Annotated in this window: 24 protein-coding genes; 11 read left to right on the top strand and 13 right to left on the bottom strand. The window is 55.2% G+C overall.

What is annotated here, in order from left to right; translation table 11 throughout:
- The first annotated feature begins 143 nt into the window (after nucleotides 1-143).
- The 4 genes from ABD931_RS00350 (at nucleotide 144) to ABD931_RS00335 (ending at nucleotide 4,253) form a co-directional block, all read left to right on the top strand.
- Nucleotides 144-1,025, top strand: a complete 882-nt coding sequence (locus ABD931_RS00350; protein WP_370469296.1) for a CE1 family esterase — start codon at nucleotides 144-146, stop codon at nucleotides 1,023-1,025.
- A 56-nt stretch (nucleotides 1,026-1,081) separates the two neighbouring features.
- Nucleotides 1,082-1,948: a sugar phosphate isomerase/epimerase family protein gene (locus ABD931_RS00345; RefSeq protein WP_345262769.1), complete on the top strand. Its 867-nt coding sequence runs from the start codon at nucleotides 1,082-1,084 to the stop codon at nucleotides 1,946-1,948.
- 206 nt (nucleotides 1,949-2,154) lie between these two features.
- The gene (locus tag ABD931_RS00340) at nucleotides 2,155-3,207 is read left to right on the top strand and encodes a sensor histidine kinase (RefSeq protein WP_345262766.1); all 1,053 of its coding nucleotides are present in this window, start codon (nucleotides 2,155-2,157) and stop codon (nucleotides 3,205-3,207) included.
- Nucleotides 3,204-4,253, top strand: coding sequence for a sensor histidine kinase (locus tag ABD931_RS00335; RefSeq protein WP_345262764.1), 1,050 nt, complete (start codon nucleotides 3,204-3,206; stop codon nucleotides 4,251-4,253). The genes ABD931_RS00340 and ABD931_RS00335 overlap by 4 nt, the downstream gene beginning before the upstream one ends.
- A gap of 73 nt (nucleotides 4,254-4,326) precedes the next feature.
- On the opposite strand, the gene ABD931_RS00330 is transcribed toward ABD931_RS00335, so the two are convergent.
- Nucleotides 4,327-8,199 (bottom strand): T9SS type A sorting domain-containing protein, encoded by a 3,873-nt coding sequence (locus ABD931_RS00330; protein WP_345262762.1) that lies wholly within the window; start codon nucleotides 8,197-8,199, stop codon nucleotides 4,327-4,329.
- Nucleotides 8,200-8,544: 345 nt separating this feature from the next.
- On the opposite strand from ABD931_RS00330, the gene ABD931_RS00325 reads away from it, so the two are divergent.
- On the top strand, nucleotides 8,545-9,177 hold the full coding sequence (locus ABD931_RS00325; protein WP_345262760.1) for a DUF3267 domain-containing protein: 633 nt from the start codon (nucleotides 8,545-8,547) through the stop codon (nucleotides 9,175-9,177).
- A 28-nt stretch (nucleotides 9,178-9,205) separates the two neighbouring features.
- On the opposite strand, the gene ABD931_RS00320 is transcribed toward ABD931_RS00325, so the two are convergent.
- Nucleotides 9,206-9,733: an AAA family ATPase gene (locus ABD931_RS00320; protein WP_345262758.1), complete on the bottom strand. Its 528-nt coding sequence runs from the start codon at nucleotides 9,731-9,733 to the stop codon at nucleotides 9,206-9,208.
- A 25-nt stretch (nucleotides 9,734-9,758) separates the two neighbouring features.
- Here ABD931_RS00320 and ABD931_RS00315 point away from each other — a divergent pair, with 25 nt between their 5' ends.
- Nucleotides 9,759-10,112 (top strand): helix-turn-helix transcriptional regulator, encoded by a 354-nt coding sequence (locus tag ABD931_RS00315; protein WP_345262756.1) that lies wholly within the window; start codon nucleotides 9,759-9,761, stop codon nucleotides 10,110-10,112.
- Nucleotides 10,113-10,256: 144 nt separating this feature from the next.
- Here ABD931_RS00315 and ABD931_RS00310 read toward each other — a convergent pair whose 3' ends face one another.
- Nucleotides 10,257-10,457 (bottom strand): hypothetical protein, encoded by a 201-nt coding sequence (locus ABD931_RS00310; protein WP_345262754.1) that lies wholly within the window; start codon nucleotides 10,455-10,457, stop codon nucleotides 10,257-10,259.
- Nucleotides 10,458-10,699: 242 nt separating this feature from the next.
- Between ABD931_RS00310 and ABD931_RS00305 the strand changes: the two genes are divergently transcribed.
- The 5 genes from ABD931_RS00305 (at nucleotide 10,700) to ABD931_RS00285 (ending at nucleotide 15,143) form a co-directional block, all read left to right on the top strand.
- A complete protein-coding gene (locus ABD931_RS00305; protein ID WP_345262752.1) occupies nucleotides 10,700-11,281 on the top strand; it encodes a hypothetical protein in 582 nt (193 codons plus the stop codon).
- A 14-nt stretch (nucleotides 11,282-11,295) separates the two neighbouring features.
- Nucleotides 11,296-12,555 (top strand): hypothetical protein, encoded by a 1,260-nt coding sequence (locus tag ABD931_RS00300; RefSeq protein WP_345262750.1) that lies wholly within the window; start codon nucleotides 11,296-11,298, stop codon nucleotides 12,553-12,555.
- 137 nt (nucleotides 12,556-12,692) lie between these two features.
- Nucleotides 12,693-13,652, top strand: a complete 960-nt coding sequence (locus ABD931_RS00295) for a YihY/virulence factor BrkB family protein (RefSeq protein WP_345262748.1) — start codon at nucleotides 12,693-12,695, stop codon at nucleotides 13,650-13,652.
- 264 nt (nucleotides 13,653-13,916) lie between these two features.
- A complete protein-coding gene (locus tag ABD931_RS00290) occupies nucleotides 13,917-14,639 on the top strand; it encodes a YMGG-like glycine zipper-containing protein (protein WP_345262746.1) in 723 nt (240 codons plus the stop codon).
- 21 nt (nucleotides 14,640-14,660) lie between these two features.
- Nucleotides 14,661-15,143 (top strand): YybH family protein, encoded by a 483-nt coding sequence (locus tag ABD931_RS00285; RefSeq protein WP_345262744.1) that lies wholly within the window; start codon nucleotides 14,661-14,663, stop codon nucleotides 15,141-15,143.
- A gap of 78 nt (nucleotides 15,144-15,221) precedes the next feature.
- Here the strand turns inward: ABD931_RS00285 and ABD931_RS00280 are convergent, their stop codons facing one another.
- The 10 genes from ABD931_RS00280 to ABD931_RS00235 all read right to left on the bottom strand — a co-directional run bounded on the left by ABD931_RS00280 (nucleotide 15,222) and on the right by ABD931_RS00235 (nucleotide 23,151).
- Nucleotides 15,222-16,937: a hypothetical protein gene (locus ABD931_RS00280; RefSeq protein ID WP_345262742.1), complete on the bottom strand. Its 1,716-nt coding sequence runs from the start codon at nucleotides 16,935-16,937 to the stop codon at nucleotides 15,222-15,224.
- A gap of 38 nt (nucleotides 16,938-16,975) precedes the next feature.
- Nucleotides 16,976-17,398: a type II toxin-antitoxin system VapC family toxin gene (locus ABD931_RS00275; RefSeq protein WP_345262740.1), complete on the bottom strand. Its 423-nt coding sequence runs from the start codon at nucleotides 17,396-17,398 to the stop codon at nucleotides 16,976-16,978.
- Entirely contained in the window at nucleotides 17,395-17,649 is a 255-nt protein-coding gene (locus ABD931_RS00270; protein WP_345262738.1) for a DUF6364 family protein, read from the bottom strand. The genes ABD931_RS00275 and ABD931_RS00270 overlap by 4 nt, the downstream gene beginning before the upstream one ends.
- A 170-nt stretch (nucleotides 17,650-17,819) precedes the next feature.
- Nucleotides 17,820-17,891 (bottom strand): hypothetical protein, encoded by a 72-nt coding sequence (locus ABD931_RS00265; RefSeq protein WP_345264446.1) that lies wholly within the window; start codon nucleotides 17,889-17,891, stop codon nucleotides 17,820-17,822.
- Nucleotides 17,888-18,082 carry a hypothetical protein gene (locus tag ABD931_RS00260; RefSeq protein ID WP_345262736.1) on the bottom strand — a complete coding sequence of 65 codons (195 nt, stop codon included), beginning with the start codon at nucleotides 18,080-18,082 and terminating at the stop codon, nucleotides 17,888-17,890. The genes ABD931_RS00265 and ABD931_RS00260 overlap by 4 nt, the downstream gene beginning before the upstream one ends.
- Nucleotides 18,083-18,119: 37 nt before the next feature.
- Entirely contained in the window at nucleotides 18,120-18,851 is a 732-nt protein-coding gene (locus ABD931_RS00255) for a sugar phosphate isomerase/epimerase family protein (RefSeq protein WP_345262734.1), read from the bottom strand.
- A gap of 40 nt (nucleotides 18,852-18,891) precedes the next feature.
- On the bottom strand, nucleotides 18,892-19,026 hold the full coding sequence (locus ABD931_RS00250) for a hypothetical protein (RefSeq protein ID WP_345262732.1): 135 nt from the start codon (nucleotides 19,024-19,026) through the stop codon (nucleotides 18,892-18,894).
- 25 nt (nucleotides 19,027-19,051) lie between these two features.
- A complete protein-coding gene (locus tag ABD931_RS00245) occupies nucleotides 19,052-20,329 on the bottom strand; it encodes a hypothetical protein (protein ID WP_345262730.1) in 1,278 nt (425 codons plus the stop codon).
- A gap of 12 nt (nucleotides 20,330-20,341) precedes the next feature.
- Nucleotides 20,342-21,733: a neutral/alkaline non-lysosomal ceramidase N-terminal domain-containing protein gene (locus ABD931_RS00240; protein ID WP_345262728.1), complete on the bottom strand. Its 1,392-nt coding sequence runs from the start codon at nucleotides 21,731-21,733 to the stop codon at nucleotides 20,342-20,344.
- A complete protein-coding gene (locus tag ABD931_RS00235) occupies nucleotides 21,730-23,151 on the bottom strand; it encodes a DegT/DnrJ/EryC1/StrS family aminotransferase (RefSeq protein WP_345262726.1) in 1,422 nt (473 codons plus the stop codon). The genes ABD931_RS00240 and ABD931_RS00235 overlap by 4 nt, the downstream gene beginning before the upstream one ends.
- Nucleotides 23,152-23,471: the final 320 nt, after the last annotated feature.

Below are 23,471 nucleotides of genomic sequence, written 5' to 3'. Positions count from 1 at the left end.
AAGAGTTAGGGGTAAGGATTGGCTTCACGCGAATGAGCCAGACTAAAAGTAGGCGTTTTGTTTCTATTTCATAGATTATCCCCAACGGATTTGTCATTTTCGCGGATCAGCGGGATATTGCCCCGCCAACCTTTACCCAAACGATGGGACTTACCACAAAGCTTACCGGATTTCTCCTGCTTGCCGGGATGACCAATGTACTACACGCCCAGGTCATCAGCGATTCGATACTGGTTGAAGGACACTATCGCTCCTTTCACTTCAATACACCTCCTCAGAACCTGCAACGCCCCAGCCTGGTGTTTGTGATGCACGGCTCTGGCGGCAACGGGAAAGGCATGATGCAGGCAGCCGCCCGGATGGACCAGCAGGCACGGACGGAAAACACGCTGGTGGTGTATCCGGACGGCTATAAACGCTACTGGAACGAGTGCCGGAAGCTCTCTCCCGCCCAGGCCAATGTGGAGAATATCAACGAGCAGGCCTTTTTCGACGGCATGATCGCCTACTTCCAAAAGCGGTATCAGGTCAATCCGAAGCAGGTATTTGCGGTAGGAACCTCCGGCGGTGGCCATATGGCGTATAAACTGGCGCTGACCATGCCCGACCGCTTCCGGGCCATTACCGCCATCATTGCCAACCTGCCCGACACCACCAATCTGGATTGTACGCCCGCCGGTAAACCCGTGCCGGTGATGATCATCAACGGCACCGAGGACCGCACCAACCCCTATAACGGCGGGCCGGTTATTCTGGGAGGCAACATGAATATGGGCGAGGTACGCTCCACCGATCGCACGCTGGCTTATTGGACCGGTTTAGCCGGTTACCAGGGACAGCCTCATAAGGAGAGTGTACCCGACACCGACCCCAACGACGGCAAAACCATCGAACGCTACACGTACAAACAGAAAGGCAAACCCGAAATTGTGCTGCTCAAAGTCATCGGCGGCAAACACGACTACCCCAACGACCTGGATGTACACCTGGAAGCGCTGCGGTTTTTCAAACGGCAGCTTCAGTAGTAAATTTCCGGCAATTTTCTCTTTTGCGTTTAGTATCCCTAACCTGCAATAATATCATGAATAAACCTGCTTACTGGCTGGGTGCCCTCAGCCTTACCCTTCTTACCCTGCACGACGGTTTCGCCCAGAAGAAAGGCAAAGCTGTATACACCTTTCCGCTGGGTATCGAGTCGTATACCTACCGCAACTGGTTTCCCAAGAATGTGGAAGCTACGCTGGACACCATCAAAGCCCTGGGTTTCACCGAATACGAAGGCGGAGCCCCAAAGGGCATTGCACCCGAGGAGTTCAGGAAAATGCTTGATCAGCGCGGCATCAAGCTCGTCGCCACCGGTGCCGGCTACGAGCAGATTGTGAAAGATCCCGAAGCGGTAGTCAAAAATGCCAAAGCACTGGGCGCATCGTACGTGATGGTCGCCTGGATACCGCATCAGAAAGGCAATTTCACGCTCGAAAACGCAAAAAAAGCAGTAGAGGACTTTAATCGAGTAGGAAAGATCCTGGCCGATAACGGGTTAACGTTTTGCTACCATAACCATGGTTTTGAATTTCAGCCCTACCAGAACGGTACTTTGTTCGACTATATGGTGCAGAACACAGACCCACGCTATGTCTCGTTTGAAATGGACATTCTGTGGGCGCAGCATGGCGGAGCCGACCCTGTTCAGCTCCTGAAGAAGTACGGCAAGCGCTGGAAACTGATGCACCTGAAAGACCTTAAGAAAGGCGTGAAAGGCGATCTGACCGGCGGCACCCCCCCTGAAAATGACGTGGTACTGGGCGACGGCCAGTTGGACATGCCCACCATTCTGAAAGAAGCGAAGAAAGCCGGCATCAGGCACTACTTCATCGAAGACGAAAGCAACAAGGAAGACCTGCAGGTGCGGCAGAGCATTGCCTATCTGCAGAATCTGCGGGAGTAATCCTGGACATTTAAGCTCGTTAAGGCTCGCCCCCCGCTCGTCTCGCGTTACAAACCGCTACGGCGGGCCGGCGGACGAGCCTCAGCCTCAGAACAAGCCCAGTGTTGACCGATTACAAACAACTGGCTAAGTATTCAAACCCTCTAAACTGCCTAAACTGTAGAAATCTGTATTTTTAGGGACTATTTTGAGTCACTGAATATTCCTTGGAAAAACTAAACGATAAATGGCTTCGGTTGATTGGCATTCCCGCCGTGGAACTGCTGACTAATCTGCTATATCTGGAACAATATCAATACGATTGGTGGATTTACCTCCGCACCAGTTTCTGGGGCGTTTTCTATATTTTTCTCTTGTGGGAGGCCTTTACCCGCTGGCTCAAATGGGTACGGGCGAAGTTCCCACAGATTGGGCAGACCCGCCGGCGTATCCTGCTGACGTTTGCAGGGTATTTTGCCATTATCACCGCAGCGCAGATCGCCGTTGTTTCGCTGTTTGGCCTGCTGGGCATTGCCGGTGTGCCCATTACCCCTGATGTGTATGTTCAGCAACTCCTCGGCGGTTACATTGTCATTCTGATCGTTGGGATTCTGTACGAAATCATCTACTACCTGACCAAGCTGAAAGCCGCCCTGATTGAGGCCGAGAAAGCCAAAAAGACAAGCCTGCAACATCAGTACGATACACTGAAGGCCCAGGTAAACCCCCACTTTCTGTTTAATTCGCTCAACTCACTCTCCATGCTCATTGAGGAGAACCCGGAGCAGGCATCGGCATTCATCGACGAAATGAGTACCGTGTACCGCTACCTGCTGCAAACGAGCGTGCGCGAACTGATTCCATTACGCCAGGAACTCTGCTTCCTCAATTCGTTTTTTCACCTGCTCAAAATCCGGTACGGCGAGAGCATCAGGCTAACTCATTCGGTTGATGAGGCTCTGCTGGACGCTCAACTGCCCCCGCTAACGCTCCAGTCCCTGATCGAAAATGCCCTGAAGCACAACGTACTTCTCCCCGACTCTCCGCTCACGATCCGGGTTACGTCGACCCCCACCGGCGAACTGGTGGTGAGCAACACCATCTGCCGGAAAATAACCAGGGCCCTGTCTAACCGGACCGGCCTGGCAACCATTGTGACGCGTTACCGCCTGCTCGACCTGCCCGATCCGGTCATTGAAGACGACGGCCACCGGTTTAGTGTCCGCCTGCCGCTGGTCATGGCCGGCAACGTCCGCACCCTCCCACTAACTACGCCGTGAAACGTTTGAGGTATACGCAGCAGGACATTCTGATTCGGTGGACGGTGCTGCCGCCCTTTGTGCTGGTACTGAACTGGCTGCTGTTCGGCAAAATGTATTGGGAGAACGCGCAAACGTTTACGGTAACGACACTACTCTCGTTTCTGCTTTACTACGGACACTGGCTCCTGAACAACATAATTTCCCGGAGGCTGCATGAGTTGTATCCAACCTTCAGGCACATGCTTATCCGGGTATCCCTGGCGGTCGGTATTATTTCTGTACATACCAGTTCCATAACGCTGCTGTTGTATTATCTGTACGGCTTTTTACGGCTGAACGGCTACCAGCCACAGCCGGCCGATCTGCGCTGGGCCCTGCTGTTCGGGTTCGTTACGGTGCTGCTGGTCACGGCCATTTATGAGTCTATTAACCTGTTTGAGCAATGGCAGCGCACGCTCACCCAGACCGAGCAGTTCAAGAAAGCCAACCTGGAAAGTCAGTTTGAGAGCCTGAAACAGCAGATAAACCCCCATTTCCTGTTTAACTCGCTCAATACGCTGTCGCAACTGGTCGAAGAGTCGCCCCGGCAGGCGTCGGCGTATCTCGACGAAATGAGCAGCGTGTACCGCTACCTGCTCCGCGCCAACGAGCAGCACCTGACCACCCTCAAGACCGAACTCGACTTTGCCCATTCGTATTTTTACCTGCTGGGCATCCGGCACGGGCAGGCCATTCAGCTTGTGGATAAGGTAAACGCCATTTATTACGACTACCTCATTCCTCCGCTGACCCTGCAATTGCTGCTGGAAAATGCCGTGAAGCACAACGTGATTCTGCCGGAGCAGCCGCTGGTGATCGAATTGCGCACCACGCCGGCGGGTGAATTGATGGTGCAGAACAATCTGCAGCGAAAGCGGGTGCCGGTCTCTTCCAACCGTGTGGGTTTAAGCAATATCACGTCTAAATATAAACTGCTGGGTCAGGGTGAGGTGCAGGTCAGCGAAACCGACGACTACTTCTGTGTCGTCCTCCCCCTGCTGGCCGCCAGCCGGCTGCATCAGTAAGAATGGCACATACAACAAAGCGGCTCCAGACTACGGAGCCGCTTTGTTTTTTTACCCTAACGCTTTACCCAATCTACCGGACCAGCATCTTTATTACTTTTACACCTTGCTGCGTCATGAGCCGGGTTAAATACAGCCCACCAGGTAGGTTGCCCGCATCCCAGAGCACCTGGTAGGACTGCCCTGCTTCGGCCCGGCCGGCCTGTAGCCGGCGCACCAGCGAGCCTTTCAGATCCTGAATTTCCAGCGAATAGTCGCCCCCCTGCGGCAGCATAAACTCAATGGTCGTTCTGTCGGTTATCGGATTCGGGTAGTTGCGCAGCACCATCGCATTAGCCGGTAAAGCCGGCTCGGCCGCTTCGCGCTTGCCTTTATCCGAATGAATAACAATGGAGCCCCCGCCGATGGCCGTCTCCGGTTCGGCATCGTCGCCCAAGCTACCCGGAGCCAGATTATTGTCATAGACCACCTGATCGGTGGCGCTGTTCCAGATCTTTATCCGAAACTTATCGACTCCGCCACCACCGTTTACCTGTCCGTCGATGGCCGAAACCAGGAACCGGAATGAGCCGGTGCCGTTGATCGTACCCATGCCTTTGTAGTTGGCCCGTGCGCCGGCAATGACCAGCCGCATATCGTCGTAGGCCGTACTCTTGAAGTTCAGGTCACCGGCTTTAAACTGGAATTCCGTGTTGCCGTCGGGCACGGTCGAGCCTTTCCTGTATTTAGCCACGAAGCCAAAGGTAGCTTTGCCGAACAGCTCCGGATTTGCCTTAAAGGCCCCCTTCGGTGAGTTGATCCAGCCGCCCCCTGTGACAAAACCACCATCCGGGTTATACAGTACGACATACTGGTGGGTAGCGATCACAGTCTGGTTACAGGCACCGCTGATGACCAGCGTGGGAGAATAAACGCCCTGAGCCGAATACGTGTAGGCAGTCACCAGTGTGTTATTGGTGACCATACCGCCCGAGGTAGTACCATTTCCCCACTGCCATTGCCAGGTAGCCCCTGCAAGATCACCCGTAATGGTGGCGGTCAGCGATACAGAGGTGCCGATCAGCTGGGGCGACAGCGGCCCCGTCACGGCCTGGATTACCGGTGCCGGCAAGTCAATCGCTTCTACAGTCGTCTGCGCCGTAGCCACACACCCATTGCCATCCGTTACGGTAACGGAGTACCCCCCCGGTCTGGTTACAGTGGTGGTATTGGCAACGCCTTGCTGGTTCAGATCCGGCCCGGTAAACAGGTACCGCTCACCACCGCCTGCCGTCAGTAACAGGCTGGGCTGCGCACAGGTAAGTTTGCCATTATTGCCGGCCAACAGTGTAGCAACGGGCGGGTTGTTCACCGTCAGGTTGAACACGGTGGAAGTCAGGCTGGTGCAGGCACTCGTGACTACGCCGTAGTACCCACCGGCGTCGGATGGCTGTGCCGACGATAAACTGAACGTGGCGGTCGTCTGACCGGCTACCGGTGCATGGGTGCTGCTTTTGTACCACTGGTAGCCCAGTGTACCCGGCCCCGTAACGGCTACGCTTACGCTGACAGGTGTACCGACGCATACCGCACTGCCCGAAGCCGGTTCCTGCGTAATGGTCGTTGGCGCCTGTACCGCCAGCGTTACACTGGCTACGGCCGTCAGGCCCAGCGCATCGGTAACGGTAACCGAATACGGTCCGCTGGTGGTGGCCGTGGCGACCGAACTGCTCTGGGTGGGGGTGGCACCCGCCGAGAAGACGTAGGTATACGGAGCCGTACCACCGGTGGCCGTGGTGGTCAGCGTAGCCGACTGGCCGGGGCAGATGGTGCCGCTATTGGGTGCAATGGCCAGCGTAGCCGAGAGCGGAGCTATATCCTGCACCCAGACCGAATAGCTCCTGGGCGGCAGTTCGACATAAATGCGGTTCTGGTTATCGACAACAGCATAGGGGTAAGCTGAGTTTCCCAGCACATCCAGCAACCGCGTTCCCGGCGCGATACCATTGCGGACAGCAATCAGGTGATCGACACGCAGCCGGGTGTTACCGAAGTTGATAGCCACAATAACTTCTTTACCGGTCTGGCCGGGCGCTCTAAGCTGGTACAGCAGACAACGGTTATAATCGCCTTCGAGGTAATTGGTCGGTGCCTGGGGGCCATTGGCCGTGCCACCGTAGTGGTTCAGGTAATCGACACCCGGCGAATTAATGATGTATGTCTGAAGGACTTTCATCAACTGATCGATCTCTTTTTTCATCGGCTTGAGCCCTACCGGATGGTAGTCGAAGCCGTAGGTATCCGTACCAAATTTGCTGTTGCGGGCCGGGTAGCCGTAGTAATCAGGGTAGAATACGGCCGGTACGCCCAACTGGTTGTTGGTGAGCAGGTAAGCGTATCCCAGAATTGGGTTATTATGCACCAGCGCATCGCCGAACGAGGTATTGGAACTCCGGAAATCGTGGTTGTTCAGGAATGTTACCACATTGAAACCGCTCATGCCCCTGGCATCGCGCAGGCTGCTGAAAAATACCTGCCGGGCATTGGCTCCGTTGTCGAGGGCATCTTTGAGCGCCCGGCGCAGCGAGAAGTCGAACACCTTAACCGGCACAGCCTGCCGGGTCTGCTGATCCAGTCCGTTGCTGACGGCATCAACCCAATTCTTCAGTTCATCAGGATTTTCGCCATACCACTCCCCAACAACCATATTGGGCGTACGGTTGCTTGCGACCATCTGGTTCAGCATCGTGGACACAAACGACGGTTCAAAGTGTTTGATGGCATCCATACGCAGCCCCTTCGAGCCCAGTTCATCGTACGTCCATTTGGTCCAGTCGATCAGCAGGTCACGAGTCGCCGGGATGTTGTGGTCGTAATCGTAAAAGTAGTCCAGGCTCTGCATACTCCACTCCGGACCCAGACAGGTCGTTTGCGACCAGCCGGCGCGACTGCTACTGGTGAAGTGCGGACGGAATCCTTTCCAGTCGAGGGCCCCACGTCCGCTGGGCATATTATTGAAGTTGGTATAGGTCTGAAAATCCAGTTTATACCACTCATTGAACGGGTCGTTGATATTGGCGATGTTATACGACGTACCACTCCCCTGCGGTAAGTAATAAATCTGTATCGGCAGGTGGTTGGAGTAGTTCCCATTCAGGTTAATAGCCTCCAGGATCAGTTGGTCGCCGGCCGCGTTAAAATCACTGTCGGTTACGGTAACCTCAAATTCATCGTTGGCCGCAAACTGCCAGAGCCGGTTCAGGTAATTACGACCCAGTTCAACCGCTCTGGGGTTACTAAACCCGGCGGTCAGGTCTACCTCTTCCGATTTATTCGGGTTCCAGCGTGAGCCGCCCAACTTGCCGGTAGTGGCGTGAAAGACATACCGGTAATTATCGAATATATTGTTTCGGGACCGGATCTTGATGTAGTATTTTCCTTTGCCCAGCGGTACACCGTTCGGCAATAGGCCACCCAGTGGGATCACCATTCGGTAGCGGTCCGACGGAAACGGTCGTTTAAAACCACATTCGCCCGACTGCTCTCCCGAAAACTTGGTGATATAATCTTTCACGGCCGGGTTGCTTTCCGGTGCCCCGGCATCGCGGTGATTGTAGACCATGTCGGCCACGGGCGTAATGCCCACCGCCGTAAAGGAAGATACCATCGTTTTGATTTCCCCCAGTGTGCCCAGGGAGGTCTGCGCCGGGCCAACAAACAAGTCTTTGGGATCATACCCGCCACTCTTGTTGCCGTTGCCGGCAAATGGCGGGTACCAGACATGCGTAAAGCCGGATTGACTCAAAGCCGTAGCTTTTAGCCGCAGGGTGTCCGACCAGTTGTAGCCCTGACCGGTTTTGGGGTAGTCCCAGTACCAGCCCTGCAACATAACCTGCTGCGCATAAGACAGCAGCGGCAACAACCAGGAAACCAACAGCAGGAGAACGATGTATACTTTTTTGCTCATAGGTAAAAATGGGTTTGACAAAAGGTGGTGAACTTAAAACAGTCAATTTTCTGCTGTAAAAGTACAAGCCGCCAATGGGGGTAGTCGCCCCACTTTACAAAATATTAATCAAGTGGGCAATTAATCACAAAAAGTGGGCAATAGTCAATAAAACAGCCGATAAATGCCAAAAACCTGGAGTACCATTTTAGTAAAATGGTACCACTACAACTTCGTTTCACACCGTTGGGGAGCCGCAACCAACTCCCATCAGGCGATAAGGCGGTACGGATCAGGATCAGATTTACAGCTATATACGTTTCGGAGTATCCTAAAAACCTTGCTATATTTCTGAAAAACCGTCGTATGGCCGAAACCGCTGTCCCCAACCCGGATACCCTGCCCGAACAGGGGTATCAGCTTCTGGAATCGGTCTCTTTTGAGCAGTCGCTGCCGTTTTTTCAGGCCTATTTGCGACGGTGGAATCTGGTAACGATTACCTACACAGGGCTGAATGTGCTGATTCTGGGGGCGGTCGGTGCGTGGGTTGGGGTAAGTCTGGCTCATCAGAAAGCAGAGCTTAGCAGCCATATCCTGGCTTTTTTCGTAGGCATCGGGCTGACTTTCCTGCTGATTCCGGTGCATGAACTGCTACATGCCCTGGCGTACCGGATTGCCGGCGCCCAACGAATTCGCTACGCGGTGGAATGGCGTAAGCTGATGTTTCTGACCATTGCCGACGGTTTTGTTATTCGCCCGAAGCCTTTCTGCTGGGTAATTCTGACCCCGTTTCTGGTGCTGACTACCCTTGCCGTTCTGGGGCTGGTTGTTGGTTCGCCCGGCCTGCAATTTAGCTGCCTGGGCTTTTTGCTGATACACACAGGGGCTTGTTCCGGCGATTGTGCCCTGCTCAGCTTTCTGTACGAGCATCGCCACCGCTCCATCCGCAGCTACGACGATGCCCTCAACCGCATGAGTTACTTTTACGCCAAAGTGTAACCGGCACATACCTACCTGATCCTTTCCCCTATTGTTCCGGTTGGCGGATAATCCTGATCTGATCCACTTCCTCCGGCGATTTCAGCCGGTACACCTTGCTGAAACCTTCGTATTCCAGATAACGGGTCCATAGCCAGAGGTCTCTGCGCTGCCGGTGCAGCACGGGGTCGGCAAAGGAGCGGTCGGTGCGCGTTTTCCGGCGGTCGTTGAGCACCTGCTCGGGCATATCCAGCACAATGGCCACCAACGGGCAATCGAACTGCCGGGCCAGGTCCATCAGCGACTGCCGGGCGCCGGCCTGTACGTTGGTAGCGTCGATGACGGTGAGCCGCCGGCGCTTCAGCCGTTTAGCCGCCAGGACGTGTAGCAGCTCAAAGGCATCGGCGGTGACGGTCTGGTCATTTTCGTTATCGCAGATCAGCGCCCGGCAGTGATCCGACGAAATGACCTCCGTCGGCAGAAAGTGCCGCCGGGCAAAAGTCGACTTCCCCGCTCCGCTCACACCGATGAGCAGGATCAGCGCGGATGCAGGAAGGTGAATGGTTGGGTGGTTCATGGGTTGAAAGGTCTACGGCGGCTGCGTGGCCGGTATCACCAACCGCCTGCCGGACAGTAGTATCCTCAGCGGGGATATTAATGGCAATGATGGTAACATCGACAGCAACTTTATTGCCGACATCCAGGGTAGCAGCCGCTACCATGTGGTTACCCTGCGTGCTACCAACGACCAGACCCGGCTCCGCAACAAACGGCCCAAACTGAGTCTGGCCGAGAGCCGGTTTATGGCCCTCTGCAAGCTAAACTACTCCAACAGAGAAAGGGCCCATAGGCTGGGGGTAAGTATCCTCCCCATCCGTCAGCACCGCAGCCGCCTGCGCCGGAAACTGAATATCCCCGTAGAAGTCGAAATCGAAGAACTCGCGGCTACGATCTGATAAGCATTTTTAAACAAGCTACTGCTTTCAGAAGCCGGCCAGGTTCTTTGATTGTTCGCAGCTTCCAGGGTAATTACCGGAACGCCTGCTTTCTCTATACTGTCGATAGCAGGCGTTCCGGCAGTCCGCAGGTTCTGGCCTTCATCAGCAGGCGACAAAGAAGCAGGCCCACATGATGGCCCACAGCAGCGCCGTAATAGAATCCATGCGTTCGCCAAAGACCCGGAGCATTGTGTACTCGGAGAAAAACGTAGCCGTGTATTTGCCGGAGAAATAAAACCAAATAGGTTTGGAGATGAGCATCAGAAGCAAGTATACCTCCTGCGATAGTAAGACTTTAAACATACAATAAGTACAGGTTTTCAGTTACGGTTACCGGTAATGAACGCCTTTTCTATAAACTACCCATCATCTTTTGTTGGCTACTATATAGATTAGCTATACAAAAATAAAAAGCGGAGTCTACAATAAAATATACTTGCCCTAAACTGTTACTTTTTTTTCAAAAATCACGACTTTGTTCCGGTACACTGCTGCCTGTCGGCAGGTTAGATCGGCCATTAGGTACAACCATTAACCCAAACGGTATGCCTCAGCGTCTCTGTGCTTTGTTATTGCTCGTTACTGCGGCCCTGCTCCCCATCACCGGCCGGGGGCAGCTACCATCGGTTACCCCGGAGCCTAAAGGGTACCGGCAGGCCGTTTCGTTTGATCTGGCCGGCAATACTCCGTTTATCGGAGCCAGCTACCACCTGCAATTTATCCGGTTTGCGCCCAGGAGCCGAAACTACTCGGGGGCGATAGAGCTAAGTGCAGGGCTGGGTTATGTGCCGGGTATTTGCCTGTTCACCAGTTGTCCAGGCAGTTTTTCGACCCATCATGCCCTCCTGCTTCTTTACGGCCGTGGCCGGTGGCAGGCCGAGGCCGGCTATACCGGCTTTTACTATAATACCCAGTTTTTTATCTGGAAACTGAATGGGTACATGCCTGCACCGGCCGTGGGGATTCGATACCATACCAGCCGGAACGATTGGCTCTTCCGGTTATACATGGCCGGCAGCAGTCATGCAGAAACCAACACCAGTCAATCGGCCACCGGCGATTTAGTGCTGAAGAAGACTACATACCTGATGATGCTACCCGGTTTTTCGGTCGGAAAACGGTTCTAAATAACTGTCGAGCCATGAAACAGATACTGATCATCCTCACCCTGGCCAGCTTTCTTCCCGGCTGCTTATCCTGCGTAGAAATCAAACTGGATGAACGGGAAATACCGGTTCAGGAGCAGGATGTCCCCTATAAAACTTACCAGGCTATGGGAAACCTCTGCCGGACAGCCGACGGGGGACTGGCTACAGTACTGCTTCGCCAAGCCTCAAACAAAAGTCCAGGCTCATCCGCCTTTCCCTCGCCCTACCTGGAGCGGTATGAGGTGGTGGTGGTCAGGACAAGTATGCAAGGGCAGGTGCTATGGACAAAACTGGCCTATACCCTGGCGAACCGGATCACGAACCGCCCCCTGATTCACCCGCTGCGCGATGGCGGCTACCTGGTGTTTGTGGCAACCGATCTGATTAATTTGGGGGGGGCTCAACCCTCGATGAAGCCTGCTCAGATCGTAATCCGGCTTAACAGCGAGGGAGAAATCGTTGACAGGCAGGTGAACGAAGCTGCCGGCTTAGCCGTTGGTTCCGGATTGTTTCAGCCGTACCAGCTCCTGTCTATGGCCGATGATGGCTTTGTTGTTACTGGTCGCCTATCAACAACCAGCGGGAGCGGTACGGCGGTGATTCTGATACGGTTCAATGAGCGGGGGTTACTTCAGTGGAGCCGTACCTACCCGACCGAGCTGTTCCTGAACAACCCTGTCGGTGTAGCGGCTACGCCCGAGGGGGGCTTTGTGCTGTCGTGGTTTGGCCGGAACAACCAGGAAAACATAGATCAGTCGTTTTTGCTGAAAACCGATGCGTCTGGTAACCAGGTCTGGTCCCGGCGGTATGCGCTGTTTGCCGCCCGGATTATCAGTCCGGCCGCTGATGGCGGCTACGTGCTGCTGGGCGTGCTGAATCCATCTCTCCGGAGTGCCTACCTTTATAAAATGAGCGAATCCGGCGATATACAATGGGTCAGGGCCCATCCGCTGCCGGAAGGGCAATCCTGGATCACCCCTTACCAGCTTATTTCAACGTCTACCGCCTATCTACTGGTGTATACGGCAATTCCAACGGGTCTCCATCTGCTTACTACCGACCTGGCCGGTGCCGAACAAAGCCGCCGTACCGTGAATGTCCCAACGCTTACGGGCAGCCAGGTTGAGGTGGTGCGCCTGCCGGATAACTCCTTTGCGCTGGCCGGTCAGGTACTCTACAACAGCGTGGTTTTACTACGTGCCAACCCCGACGGAAGCACGCAATGGACCACCACCCTTGCGTCTGACCGATAAACCTACGGTAGAACATTCAGTCCGGAAAGGCTAAAAAGCAGTTATTATTAGAAAACAGGCTCGGGGCAAGGCAGACCAACCCCTCGGTGTTACCTTCACTACCCCTGTTTATCTGCTGACCAGAACACTGCATGTCCATGAACAAAGGCTCCCTGACTGATGCGTTTAAAAACCTGTGGGCAATTCTGCTGGCCACCTTTTCCGGCTTTTCCAGTGACCGGGTTATGAAACTCAGCGCTGCGCTGGCGTATTACACCGTTTTCTCTCTTTCTCCATTGCTGGTACTGGTTATCTCCATGGTCAGCCTGCTCTACGGCGACCAGGCTATTGAGGGGCAGATCTTTTACCAGATCAACGAATTTATGGGCGATGAGGCTGCCCTGCAGCTCCAGGAAATGATCAGGAACGTGAAACTGTCGGGGCAAACCACCACCGCAGCCGTTACAGGCGGTATCGCACTGCTGGCGGGGGCTACCTCCGTCTTCATCGAGATTCAGGATTCCATCAACCTGATCTGGCGGGTAAAGCCCAAACCCCAGCGCGGATGGCTGAAACTGCTCAAAGACCGGCTGCGTTCTTTTTCGCTGATTATCAGTCTGGGCTTTTTACTGCTGGTGTCACTGATTCTGAATGGGCTTATTGCGGCCTTGAGCAATCTGCTTAGCCAGTATTTTCCGGAAATCACGATCCTGTTTGTTCAACTCCTCAACGTTGTTCTCAGCTTCGGAGTGACCATGCTCCTGTTTGCTATCATCTTCAAGTATCTGCCGGACGTAAAAATTTCCTGGAAAGATGTGCAGTGGGGTGCCTTCTTTACGGCGCTGCTGTTTATGGTGGGCCGCTACCTGATTGCGCTGTACATTGAAACCACCGGCACGGCCTCTGCCTTCGGCGCGGCCGGTTCCATCGTGGTTATCCTGGTGTGGATTTACTATTCAGCCGTGCTGCTGTACCTGGGTGCCGAATTTACCCGTGCCTATGCCAACCACCACGGTCTGCGCATTAAACCCGCCGACTACGCTGTATACGTTGAGGTCCGGGAAATAGAGCGGGACGTCAGTGTATTGCCTCCCCAGAATACCAATTCCGGCCAGTAAGCGCCCGGTATACCTTTTTAACGAACCGCCATCCAACCAGTGGCCTGATGAGGTATTGTCTCCACAAATTTTCAGTGAAAAGCCACACTTAATAAAAGATTCGCATAAAAACTTACCATCCATTAAACCTACAGGACCAACAGGCATCTAACCCGCAAACACGGTAAACAATGAAAAAGCCGAACCCGCGTAACCGTGTAGTGCAGATGCCGGCGGGTTCTGGCAGGAAAGTTGATCGTGAGGTTTAATTAATCAGGTAAAACCATGAAAAAGACAGGGCATAAAGTAGCATTATTTTTACTGGCCTCTCTGGTTTTAGGGAGCTCAGTGCAGGCCCAGACTCCGGCTCATCTGAGCCGTCAGGCCAAAGGGACCATGATCGGCGCAGGCGTTGGAGCCGCAGCCGGAGCCCTTATGAATAAAGACAACCGCGTTCTGGGCGGTGTAGTAGGCGGTGTGGTGGGCGGAGCCACCGGATATGCCGTGGGCAAGCAGCCCAAAAAGAAAATGAATCCGCAGGCTACCGGTGTGGCCATCGGTGCCGGTACAGGGGCCGCTGCAGGAGCCATACTCTACAAGAAGAACCGGACATTGGGTGGTGTAGTCGGAGGAATCGCCGGCGGAGCCGCCGGATACGCAATCGGTAAGAGCATCGATAAAAAGAAAAAGGCGAAAGAAGCTGAGCGCGTAGCCGCTGCCAACTGGGAGAAAGCTCAGAACCGTGAGTACCGGTCGGCCAACCAAACGTCGACAGCTACCCGCACTGCTACGCGTACTGCGCCGGCATCCACGCGGAGAACCAGTGGCATTGCCGCTACGGCCCCCGCAGCCGCTGCGGCTGGGTTAGCCGCCAATCAGGGAGTCGGTGTGTACGCCCCCGAAAGTCAGGCTGATTACATCATTGGCATGGGCTACCTGCCCAACCCCTACCTCGGCGATCCCTCGAAGCCGTACAGCACGCTGGAGGTTCGTCGGAAAAGCTGGTAAGTATTTTAACCAATCTGATTTATGAAAGCATTCATTCAAGCGATAGTGGTAGCCGGCCTGTTGAGCGCCTGCGCCAAACCAGGTAATGATACCGCCAATATTCAGGAGCTGAATCAGCAATTCATCAGCGCCTGGAACAGTAAAGATGCCGGCAAAGTAAACGCTTTTCTGGCCGACGATGTACACTTCCTGCAAGGGGAGGTTCACTATACCGGCAAATCGGAGGTTTCCCAAAAATGGGTGCAGGAAACTATGCCGACGATCAACAACCTCAAAACGAGCGTAGTTACCTCGGCCACCGACAGTGAGCTCGCCTACGAGGCCGGCACGTTTTCGGTGGATGTTATGCCGGAAACCCGGGATCAGCCCCGCGGTGTCGGTGAAGGCAACTTTGTCCTGATCTGGAAAAAAGCCGATGACAACACCTGGAAGCTAAGCTACGCCCAACTGGAAGACCATCCGGTGCGGGTTAAAAACCCAGGCGCAACGGCGGCTAACTTTTAACAGCCGATAGACCAATATAACCCTGACCCTCGCTCGTTATCGCCCTGTGGCGGAACGGGCGAGTTTTTTTTTGCCCGCTCAGGAGAGCCGGAGGGTGTGCCGAAAGGGAGTAAAGCCGGTAAGGTAAACCGTCGGCGCATCCATTGCCGGTAAGGCCCCGCGCAACTGTACGTTTTTGTGCTCCGCCCGACCTGGTCCAAACGTGATGGTATCGCCCTGAAGGGTATACGTACCAGACGCTTCGTTGAACAAAAACGCTTTGTCCCGCATGGGGTGGGATGAAACGCCCGCCAGCGTGCCGCCCGACCGGAAAATCAGTTCCAGCGCGACCGGAACGCCATCGGTACCGCTCATATCGATCTGTATGGTAAGTCCACCGTCGGCTTCGGTGATTGTAACGTTTGAGTCGAGCCGCTGCACTTCGCTTTGCCGGCGCTTCTCGCGGGGCATCTTTTCCCAATCGCCGTCTTCGGCTATATCAGCTTTGGAAAACGGCTGAAAATAAGGTCCCTCCAGCGACTGAGTCAGCACCCAACGGTTTCCTTCCCGGATAATCTTTTCCGTCTGGAACTGCCCTTTGCCAAAAAATGAAGCGGCCACCCGCAACCCCTGCAACACGGCATTGCCTCTGGAGAAGGTGAGCCAGACCGGATTGGCCGACAGAATGGTGCTGTCCCAGTCACCCCTCCGTATCCGCACCAGCCCCGACCGGCCAAACTCCTTCCCGTAATGGGTGGGCAACGGACCGGCCGCGGGCAGCTCGTTCCACAGGGCAGGCTCTTCGAGCAGGTAGTCCAGGTACCCCACCAGTTTAGGCAGGGCCGTCTGCTCGATCAGCCGGCACATGGCCGCCATCTGTCCATTGGTATCGCGCAGGGCCATGTATCGGTACGGATAATAGTAGCCCTCCAGGGTGCCCACCAATGCCTTATCCTGCCGCCCGGAGGCCTCGGTCACCACCTCCCCGTTTGGGTGAACATAATATAGCGTCATGGCCAGGTTCCGCCGAACGTAGTCCAGCAGTTCCGGTTTGTTCAGCCCCTTGGCGATGGTAATCAGCAGGCGGTTGGTCAGCGGGGAATATATCAGGGTGCTTCGCTCGTTGTACTGCCCGTCGGCATCCATATCAATGTGTTCGGCCAGCCACTCGTCAACCCGGGCGACATAGCGGGGGTTGGGCCAGCGCTCCTGGAGTTTGGCCAGGGCCGCGCACACTACCCAGCGATGGTTAGGCGTGTGGATACCCCCGACGGACAAGGCCTCACCCGCCCGCAGCAGAAACGTTTTCAGCGCAGCCAGCACCGGCTCCCGGCCGGGTGTTCCCGACCGTTCCAGCAGCGTGTAGGCCGGCACCAGCCGTTTCACCAGAAAACCGGTATCGGGCGTTGAATGGAAATTGGTCGATAGCAGGTCAATGGTGCCGTCGGTATGCTGGATCTTCAGCAGATACTGAACCGCCGGCCCTACTTCGGCGAGTAGCTCCCTGGACCGGTAAAAGCCGGATTCCGGACAAGCCATGGAGCAGGCCGCCTGACGTACAAAACCGGCGGTAGAATGCGGATTGGGAATATCATCGCCGTCGATAAATCCCCCAAACGCCGGGCTGCCGGGGTCTGTAATGCGGTAGGCTCGGGCCTGACTCAGGTGCTGGTCGTTACGTTTAATGAGGTCGAGCAGCCAGGTCGGTTTGGCCGCAGCAGGTACGGACGGGGAATTACCAAAAGCAGTCGCCGGGAGCAGTGGCAACAAGCCCAGCGAGGTGGCGCCTATCCGGACAACGGTTCTTCGGTGCATGATGGGGTAGGTTTAGGAACTGTAAAATTGGCTACGCGTTACTTCTTACCAATACTGACGAGATATTCCTCCGCCGTCAGAACCGGCAGAACAGACTCTTTAAAATCCTTACCATTTCTCGTAATTACCATGGCGGCCTTGGCCTGAATAGCACAATAATATTGTAGAGAATCTTCAAAATCTGTAAAGGCAGCACTCAGGCCTTTCTTCACGATAGCTTCATCTACGGCAATTATTTTGCAGATGATCGTAAACTTCCGCAATTTCTCTTTGGCGATACTGTTACCGTCAATCTTTGCCAATAAATAGTGTACCGTGGCAAAGGAGAGCGCAGAAGCCGTTAACTGTACCTCTCCTCCATCAGCTAGTGAAGCAATTTTGGCGATGGCATCATAGTAAGGATACCGCTGACCCAGCAGGTCAAGTACGATATTGGTATCCAGAAAAAGCGTATCACTCACGAATATTTTTCCCTCAGATAAGCGTTGTATTCTGTCTTGGCATCAATATCTGCCGGTATAGGTGTTCCGGCGGTCATACTTTTCACGAAAGGGGATATTACTACCTCCTCTGCATCCGATAATTCCCTGCTTGTTAAAGACTTCAGATAATTTTCTACTAAGCCGGAGAGACTTGTCTTTCGGGCAGCAGCATATTGTTTAGCCTTTTGAATGACCTGTTCATCCAACCTTAACGTCAATTTTGAGTCCATAGCTGCTAGTGTTGTACGTACGAATATATAAAAAATACACGTACAGTTAAAACGCTTATTTCTTTGCCTGCAAAAAGGCCAGCAGGTCGCGGAGGTCGCTGACGGTCAATTGTTTCTCCAGACCATCGTCTTGGTCATGCCGTAATCCAGAATGTCTTTTTTGGCGAAGGTCACAAATCGGGTCCCTGGTAATCCTTCGGCCGGAGATGGGTGTGGGAGTCCAGCACGAAGATGCGGTTCAGGCTGTCGACGGCAATACCGATGGGGTGACAATATCGGGATTTTCGGCAAACAGAGAGAGTTCAAGCCGCCTATCCAGAACCTGCGGCCTGGCATCCGGGTCAGGTGTGAAGCGGAACGAAAGAGGAAGGTAAAGCAGCAGCAAAGCCGCAGCCGCCAACCCCATAAAAGGAGTGCGTAGAGACCTGATCATACGGAGTGTAATAGTGATAGTGCGAAGGCAGGAGTGCCTACCGTTCATACTGCCGGAACAACTGATACGCCCGCTTGAGGTCTTCCTCCAGCGTTTCCTTATTTTGTGGCGGAGCCATTTCAATCAGCAGGTACCCTTTGTAGCCATGAGCCAGCATCTGCTCCACTACCCTGGCATTGTCAGTCACGCCCTGCCCGTACCGGACTACCTTATGAATGTCCTTTCGCTCGGTATCTTTCAGGTCAATGTGCAGGATGCGGGAGTGAAACCGGTCGACCACCTGCATCAGGTCTACATTAGCTCCGTCGAAATGCGCATTATCCATGCACATACCAACGTTCGGCGAAGCGATGGCGCTGAAAATCCGGTCGTAATCCTCCATGGTTTCCAGGTTATAGTCGGCGTGATTTTCTACCAGAATCAGCATATCCATTTCTTCGGCGGCCGGTGCCAGCTCCTTAAGTACGGTGATTACGGCATCCAGCCCTCCTTGCAAGCCGCGCCCGGCACCGGTGAACTTCACACGCTTACAGCCCAACTGCCGGGCGGCTTCCATATTCCAGAGCTTATGCGTTACATCTTTGATGATGTTCCCTGCCGCCCCAAATGAACTGCCCTGGATGCAAACCGGCGTCAGGGTATGTTGCCGGCAGCGCTCTTTGATGCTACGGATACCGGCTGGGGTCAGATTTCGGGCGTACCAGCAGTTGAACTCTACGTTTTTGAAGGGCAGTCTGGGAGCCAGCGCAAAGAAAGGCTCAAAGTTCATATCCCCAAAGCCATCAATGGTAATAGTAGCAATAACCAGTTCAACCTGTTTTGGTTTGTTGTTGGTGGCTGGGCCGGCAAAGAGGTTGGTTGGCGGTCGACTGCAGCCCACTCAGACCGGCCAGGCTCAGACTGGTTGCCCGGAGGAAATCCAGCCGGCTGGTTTCAGGGTTCATAACAAGGTGGATTTAGGCAATTGACTTAAAAAGGATACGCGACCGGAATTCTCACCAGGTCCTGAATTTCCCGGCCGTTGTGCATGAACCGCGCCAGGGTGTATACCGTACCGTCGGGACCAACAGCCAGCGAGTTGACGTAGGTAGGGCGACTGCCGTCCGGGTAGAAGACAGGGCCATGGTCGGTGTATTTCCGGCTGGGAAGGTGGTAGGTAACCAGGTGCAGATTCTCCAGGCCTTTAGCGGCTCCGCGGGCAATCTGCTCCTCTCCTTTCACCCGTCGGCCCTCCGCGTAAACCGGGCCGCCCGTCAGGTAGTAAATGGTTTCCCCATCCGGCCCCGGCTGAAAACCCAGATAGCCGTAGCTGAACTGGTCGAACATACCGCTTCGCCGGGATGGCTCGGAGGTAATCCGCTCAACGAGTTCCAGCGTTGGCCGGCGGGGATCGAACCGGAACAGGTAGCCGGAATTGCCGTGTACACCATACGCAACGCCTTCCGGCGCGTACCAGAAAATCTTTCGCCAGTTGTACCCCATACTACCGGGATGGGCAGGGTCGTAGCGCCCGAAGTAATCGAGCCGCAGGTCAACACCGTCCAGCTTCCGGATAGCAGCAGCCGCCGGCCGAAAGGTCAGTATATCCCCATCGGCCGTTGACATATAAACAGCCCCGTCGGCCGGGTCTACAAACAACGACCGGCAAAGTGTGCGATAATCGGCACCGGGGGTACCGGCTTCCCCCCTGGCCGAAACCGGCCCCAGCTTCTTCAGGATCTTATCGTCAATGGCATACTGGAGAAAGTAACCTGTTGGCCAGGTGATGCCGTAGAGGTAACCCCGCTCCCGGTCGATGGTCATCGACAGGATGCCTTCGCCATCGGGGGCCACGGCCAGGTCAGCAAAGGCACCGGTCGCCAGATCATACGAGAGAAAATGCCCGCCAGGGTACAAGCCGTACCCCTCGGGTGGGCGCTCCGGCAGGCGCTCCATGCCATCGATGAGTTCATAAAAGCCGACGTGGGTGGCAAAATAAAGCCTGCCGGCCCGCTCGTAAAAGCGGACGTGGCTCTTCCCCTGCGCAATGCTTTGCTGACCGGCTTCCCCGCAGATGGCGCTCAGGTCGGCCAGAAACTGAGACTGGTTGGTTGCCGGATCATAGACATGCATTTGCCCGGCTACGTCGTACCGGTTGGAGGACAAAACGTAATAGATTTTCCCGTCGCCGGCGCAGGTGATGGCGTTGTAGGTATCGTGGGCAAACGTAAAGCCGGAGTAATGCGGGTAAGCAGTTAAGGCAGGCATACAGAAATCGGGTTACTTTTCGGCCTTTTGTTGAGCAATGCCGACCTGTCCGGCCAGTTTTACCATCTCGCCCAGGATCAGGTTTTCGACGGCGGGCCCCCAGGGGCCGGGCATCCCATACACCATCTGCGAAGTGGCTCCCTCGTAGCCGCCCTCCTGCAGAATGGTTGCCGATGGAATATAGGCCATCACGTTGTTGGAATACCCAAGCACAAACAAATCGGGGCCAAACAGCCGCTTTAGCTCATTGGCGTAATGCACCACCAGTTCGCCACCCAGGCTCATGACCGTTTGCTCGCCGAGTTGCCAGACCTGTAGCGGGTACGGGTAAGCTGTCGGAAATGGCTGGCCGTTGTCGAGCTGTTGCAGCATCCGGCCGGCCCATCGCTTCATATAGTCGTACGGCGCTTCCTGCGTCAGCCTGACGAGTTCCTCCCGCGCCGGTGGCGCAGTCAGCGGCAGGTCTATTTCCCGGTAAGCCATACGGAGCCGGGGAGCGAGTTGCCGCATATCTTCTGCCAGCACCCGTTCTACGGCCGCAGCCAGTTCCCGGCCGTACTGATGCGCCAGGGGTATCGTCCGGCGGGGCAGCGGATTCTGGTCGGCCCCCGCACCCTGAAAAAACAGGGCCGTAACGCCGGGATGCGCTTTCTCCAGCTCCAGTTGGGCAAAGCCCGGATAATCGCCGGACCACTGGTACAGGTCGAGCACGGTGGGGTGGCAGGCATAGCCGAACGCAATAGCTTTCAAGGCGCCGTTGCCGTTCACCACCTTCAAAACGGGAACAGCGTAATCATTGGGCCCTTTCAGTTCGGTCAGCCGGGCCAGGGTTCCCTCGGCATTGTTCCGGCGATTGACCTGAAAACGCGTCACCCCGTTTTGCGCGTACACCGCTGCCGGCTCCATAGCCCGCAACGCCCGCCCGACCAGCGCCACAACCTCCCGCTGAAACGTTTCGGTATAGGTTTTAATGCGCGTCAGTTGCTCCTGATCCAGGGGGTATATATCCGACAATGCCTGCTGCAGCACCGGCCCGGAATGGGTGTGCGAGCTGTTAAGCAGAATCTGCGCCCGGCTCAGGCCATACGCCACCTGCAACTGATCCCGGATGGCGTTGGAAACGGCCAGCGGAATACCTACCAGGTCGGTCGTAACCAAAACCGCCCGTTTGCCGTCGGCGTCTTCCAGCACCAGCGCTTTCGCCCACAGATCATGCAGCTTGCCTTCCGACGGATGCGTGCGGGCAGCATACCCGGCCAGCCACATGGGCTGCTTTGGGGTAATCACCACGCGGGCCACCCCCGCTTTCCAGCCGGCGGCCGTATCTGCCCAAACCGGGTAGCCGGATAGCGAACTGCTCAGAAGCCCAACTACCAAAAGAAGTAGCCTGCCTATAGATTTCATTTGGTAGCCAGGCTTTTAATTTTGTCGGCGTTCCGGTAAATTTTGTCAATGGCACCCGCAATTTCGTTCATGTCTGCCTGACTGCCCAGCAGCATATTTTGCGTAAACCAGACGGCCTCTTCGTTGCACAGGCGGTCGTTCTGCGGGCACTCGTTCCGGGCGTTGTATTTGTTGATGTCGAGTTGATCCCGGGCATACATCCGCCGGAAATTCTTGGTCTGAAACGCATGGGCCAGGTACGGCATTTTGTTCAGGGGGGCGTATCCGCTGGCGCAGGGTATGCCTTCGGCGTTGAGTGCTTTCAGGAAATCGGCACGGGGCAGCCCTTTAAACGCTTCTTTCTGATAGCGGAACGGAAACAGGTGAAAAGCCGCCTGTGTTACTCCAGGGTAAAGCTTATACGGAACAATGCCGGGGATCTGGCCGATCTGCGCTTTCAGGTATTCGGCATTTTTATTCCGGAGAACCGTCTGCTCCTGCAACCGTGGTAGCTGGGCTAATCCGATAGCAGCCTGGTATTCGGCCAGTCGCAGCTTCGTACCCATCATGAGGGTGCCGGCACCGACCTCGCCAACCACGCTGCCGTAGGGATTGCCAAAGTTATGGTACGAATAGCAGCGGTCCATAAAAGCCTCATCGTCGCTGACGATGGCCCCACCCTCGCCCATCGGTATGTTCTTGGAGTTCTGGAAGCTGAAGCAGCCGGCATTACCAAACGTGCCTACTTTCTTATGGTCGATCTCCGCCAGCCAGGCCTGACACGCATCCTCTACCACCAGCAGGTTATGTTTTCTGGCAATAGGCATGATCCGGGTCATATCGGCCGGCAAGCCCAGAATATGAACAGGCATGATAGCGCGGGTGCGCGGGGTAATCTTCCCTTCAATGCGGGCCGGGTCGATCTGAAAGGTTTCCGGGTCTACATCCACGAAGACAGGCATGGCCCCGGTGGCCAGCACGGCCGCGACGGTGGCAATAAACGTATAGGGTGGTATCAGCACCTCGTCGCCCCCGCCGATGTCCAGTTGCACCAGGGCGGCTATCAGGGCGTTGGTTCCGTTCACTACCGCCAGGCAGCGTTTAGCCCCGACGGTCTCCGCCCATTTGGCTTCAAATTCGGTGGTTACCCCCGCCCTCGACCAGATGCCGCTGCGCAGAACCTCCAGCACCCGCTTCTCGTCGGTTTCGGCATGCCACATGGGCCAGTTGGGCCACTCGTTGGTCCGTATGGGTTTGCCGCCCAGGATAGCAGGGGTGTCGGCAGCCGCGAAGATGGCCGGAGCCGGTATGGGATCTAGTGGTTGCTGCGGTATTCGGGTCAGGCCATCGGCCAGCAGCGAGGGCGTCAGGGTAACGCCCAGGCCGGTGAGGGAATTACGGCGGATAAACTCCCGCCGGGAATAGCTTCGTTTCGACATGAGGGGTTAGGATTTGGCTATTGCGCTCTTACAACACGGCCTGTTTCGCTTCGCCCAGAATTCTCTGTCAGACCAGGCGTTCGAGAATCACTGATGAATATGGGTCAGGTCCGTCCGCTTTTTTTCGGTAAATAACCCTAATTTAGCCGTTATCTCCCGATTTTTCCTCAAAAAATAGCAGTATTATTCAAAAAGCACGCCTATCGGGTAACAACGGCAACTAACCGTCAACTGGATGGGCCGATACCTGGGCATGATCCGCTAAACAACAAACCACGTATGCACGACCTCCTGAAACCTACCCTGCTTTGTTACTACCT

The sequence above is a fragment of the Nibrella viscosa genome (assembly GCF_039541875.1).
In the GTDB taxonomy this organism is placed as follows: Bacteria; Bacteroidota; Bacteroidia; order Cytophagales; family Spirosomataceae; genus Nibrella; species Nibrella viscosa.
The sequence above is the reverse complement of the archived record's forward strand: the minus strand, read 5'-3'. Positions and strand labels throughout refer to the sequence as shown.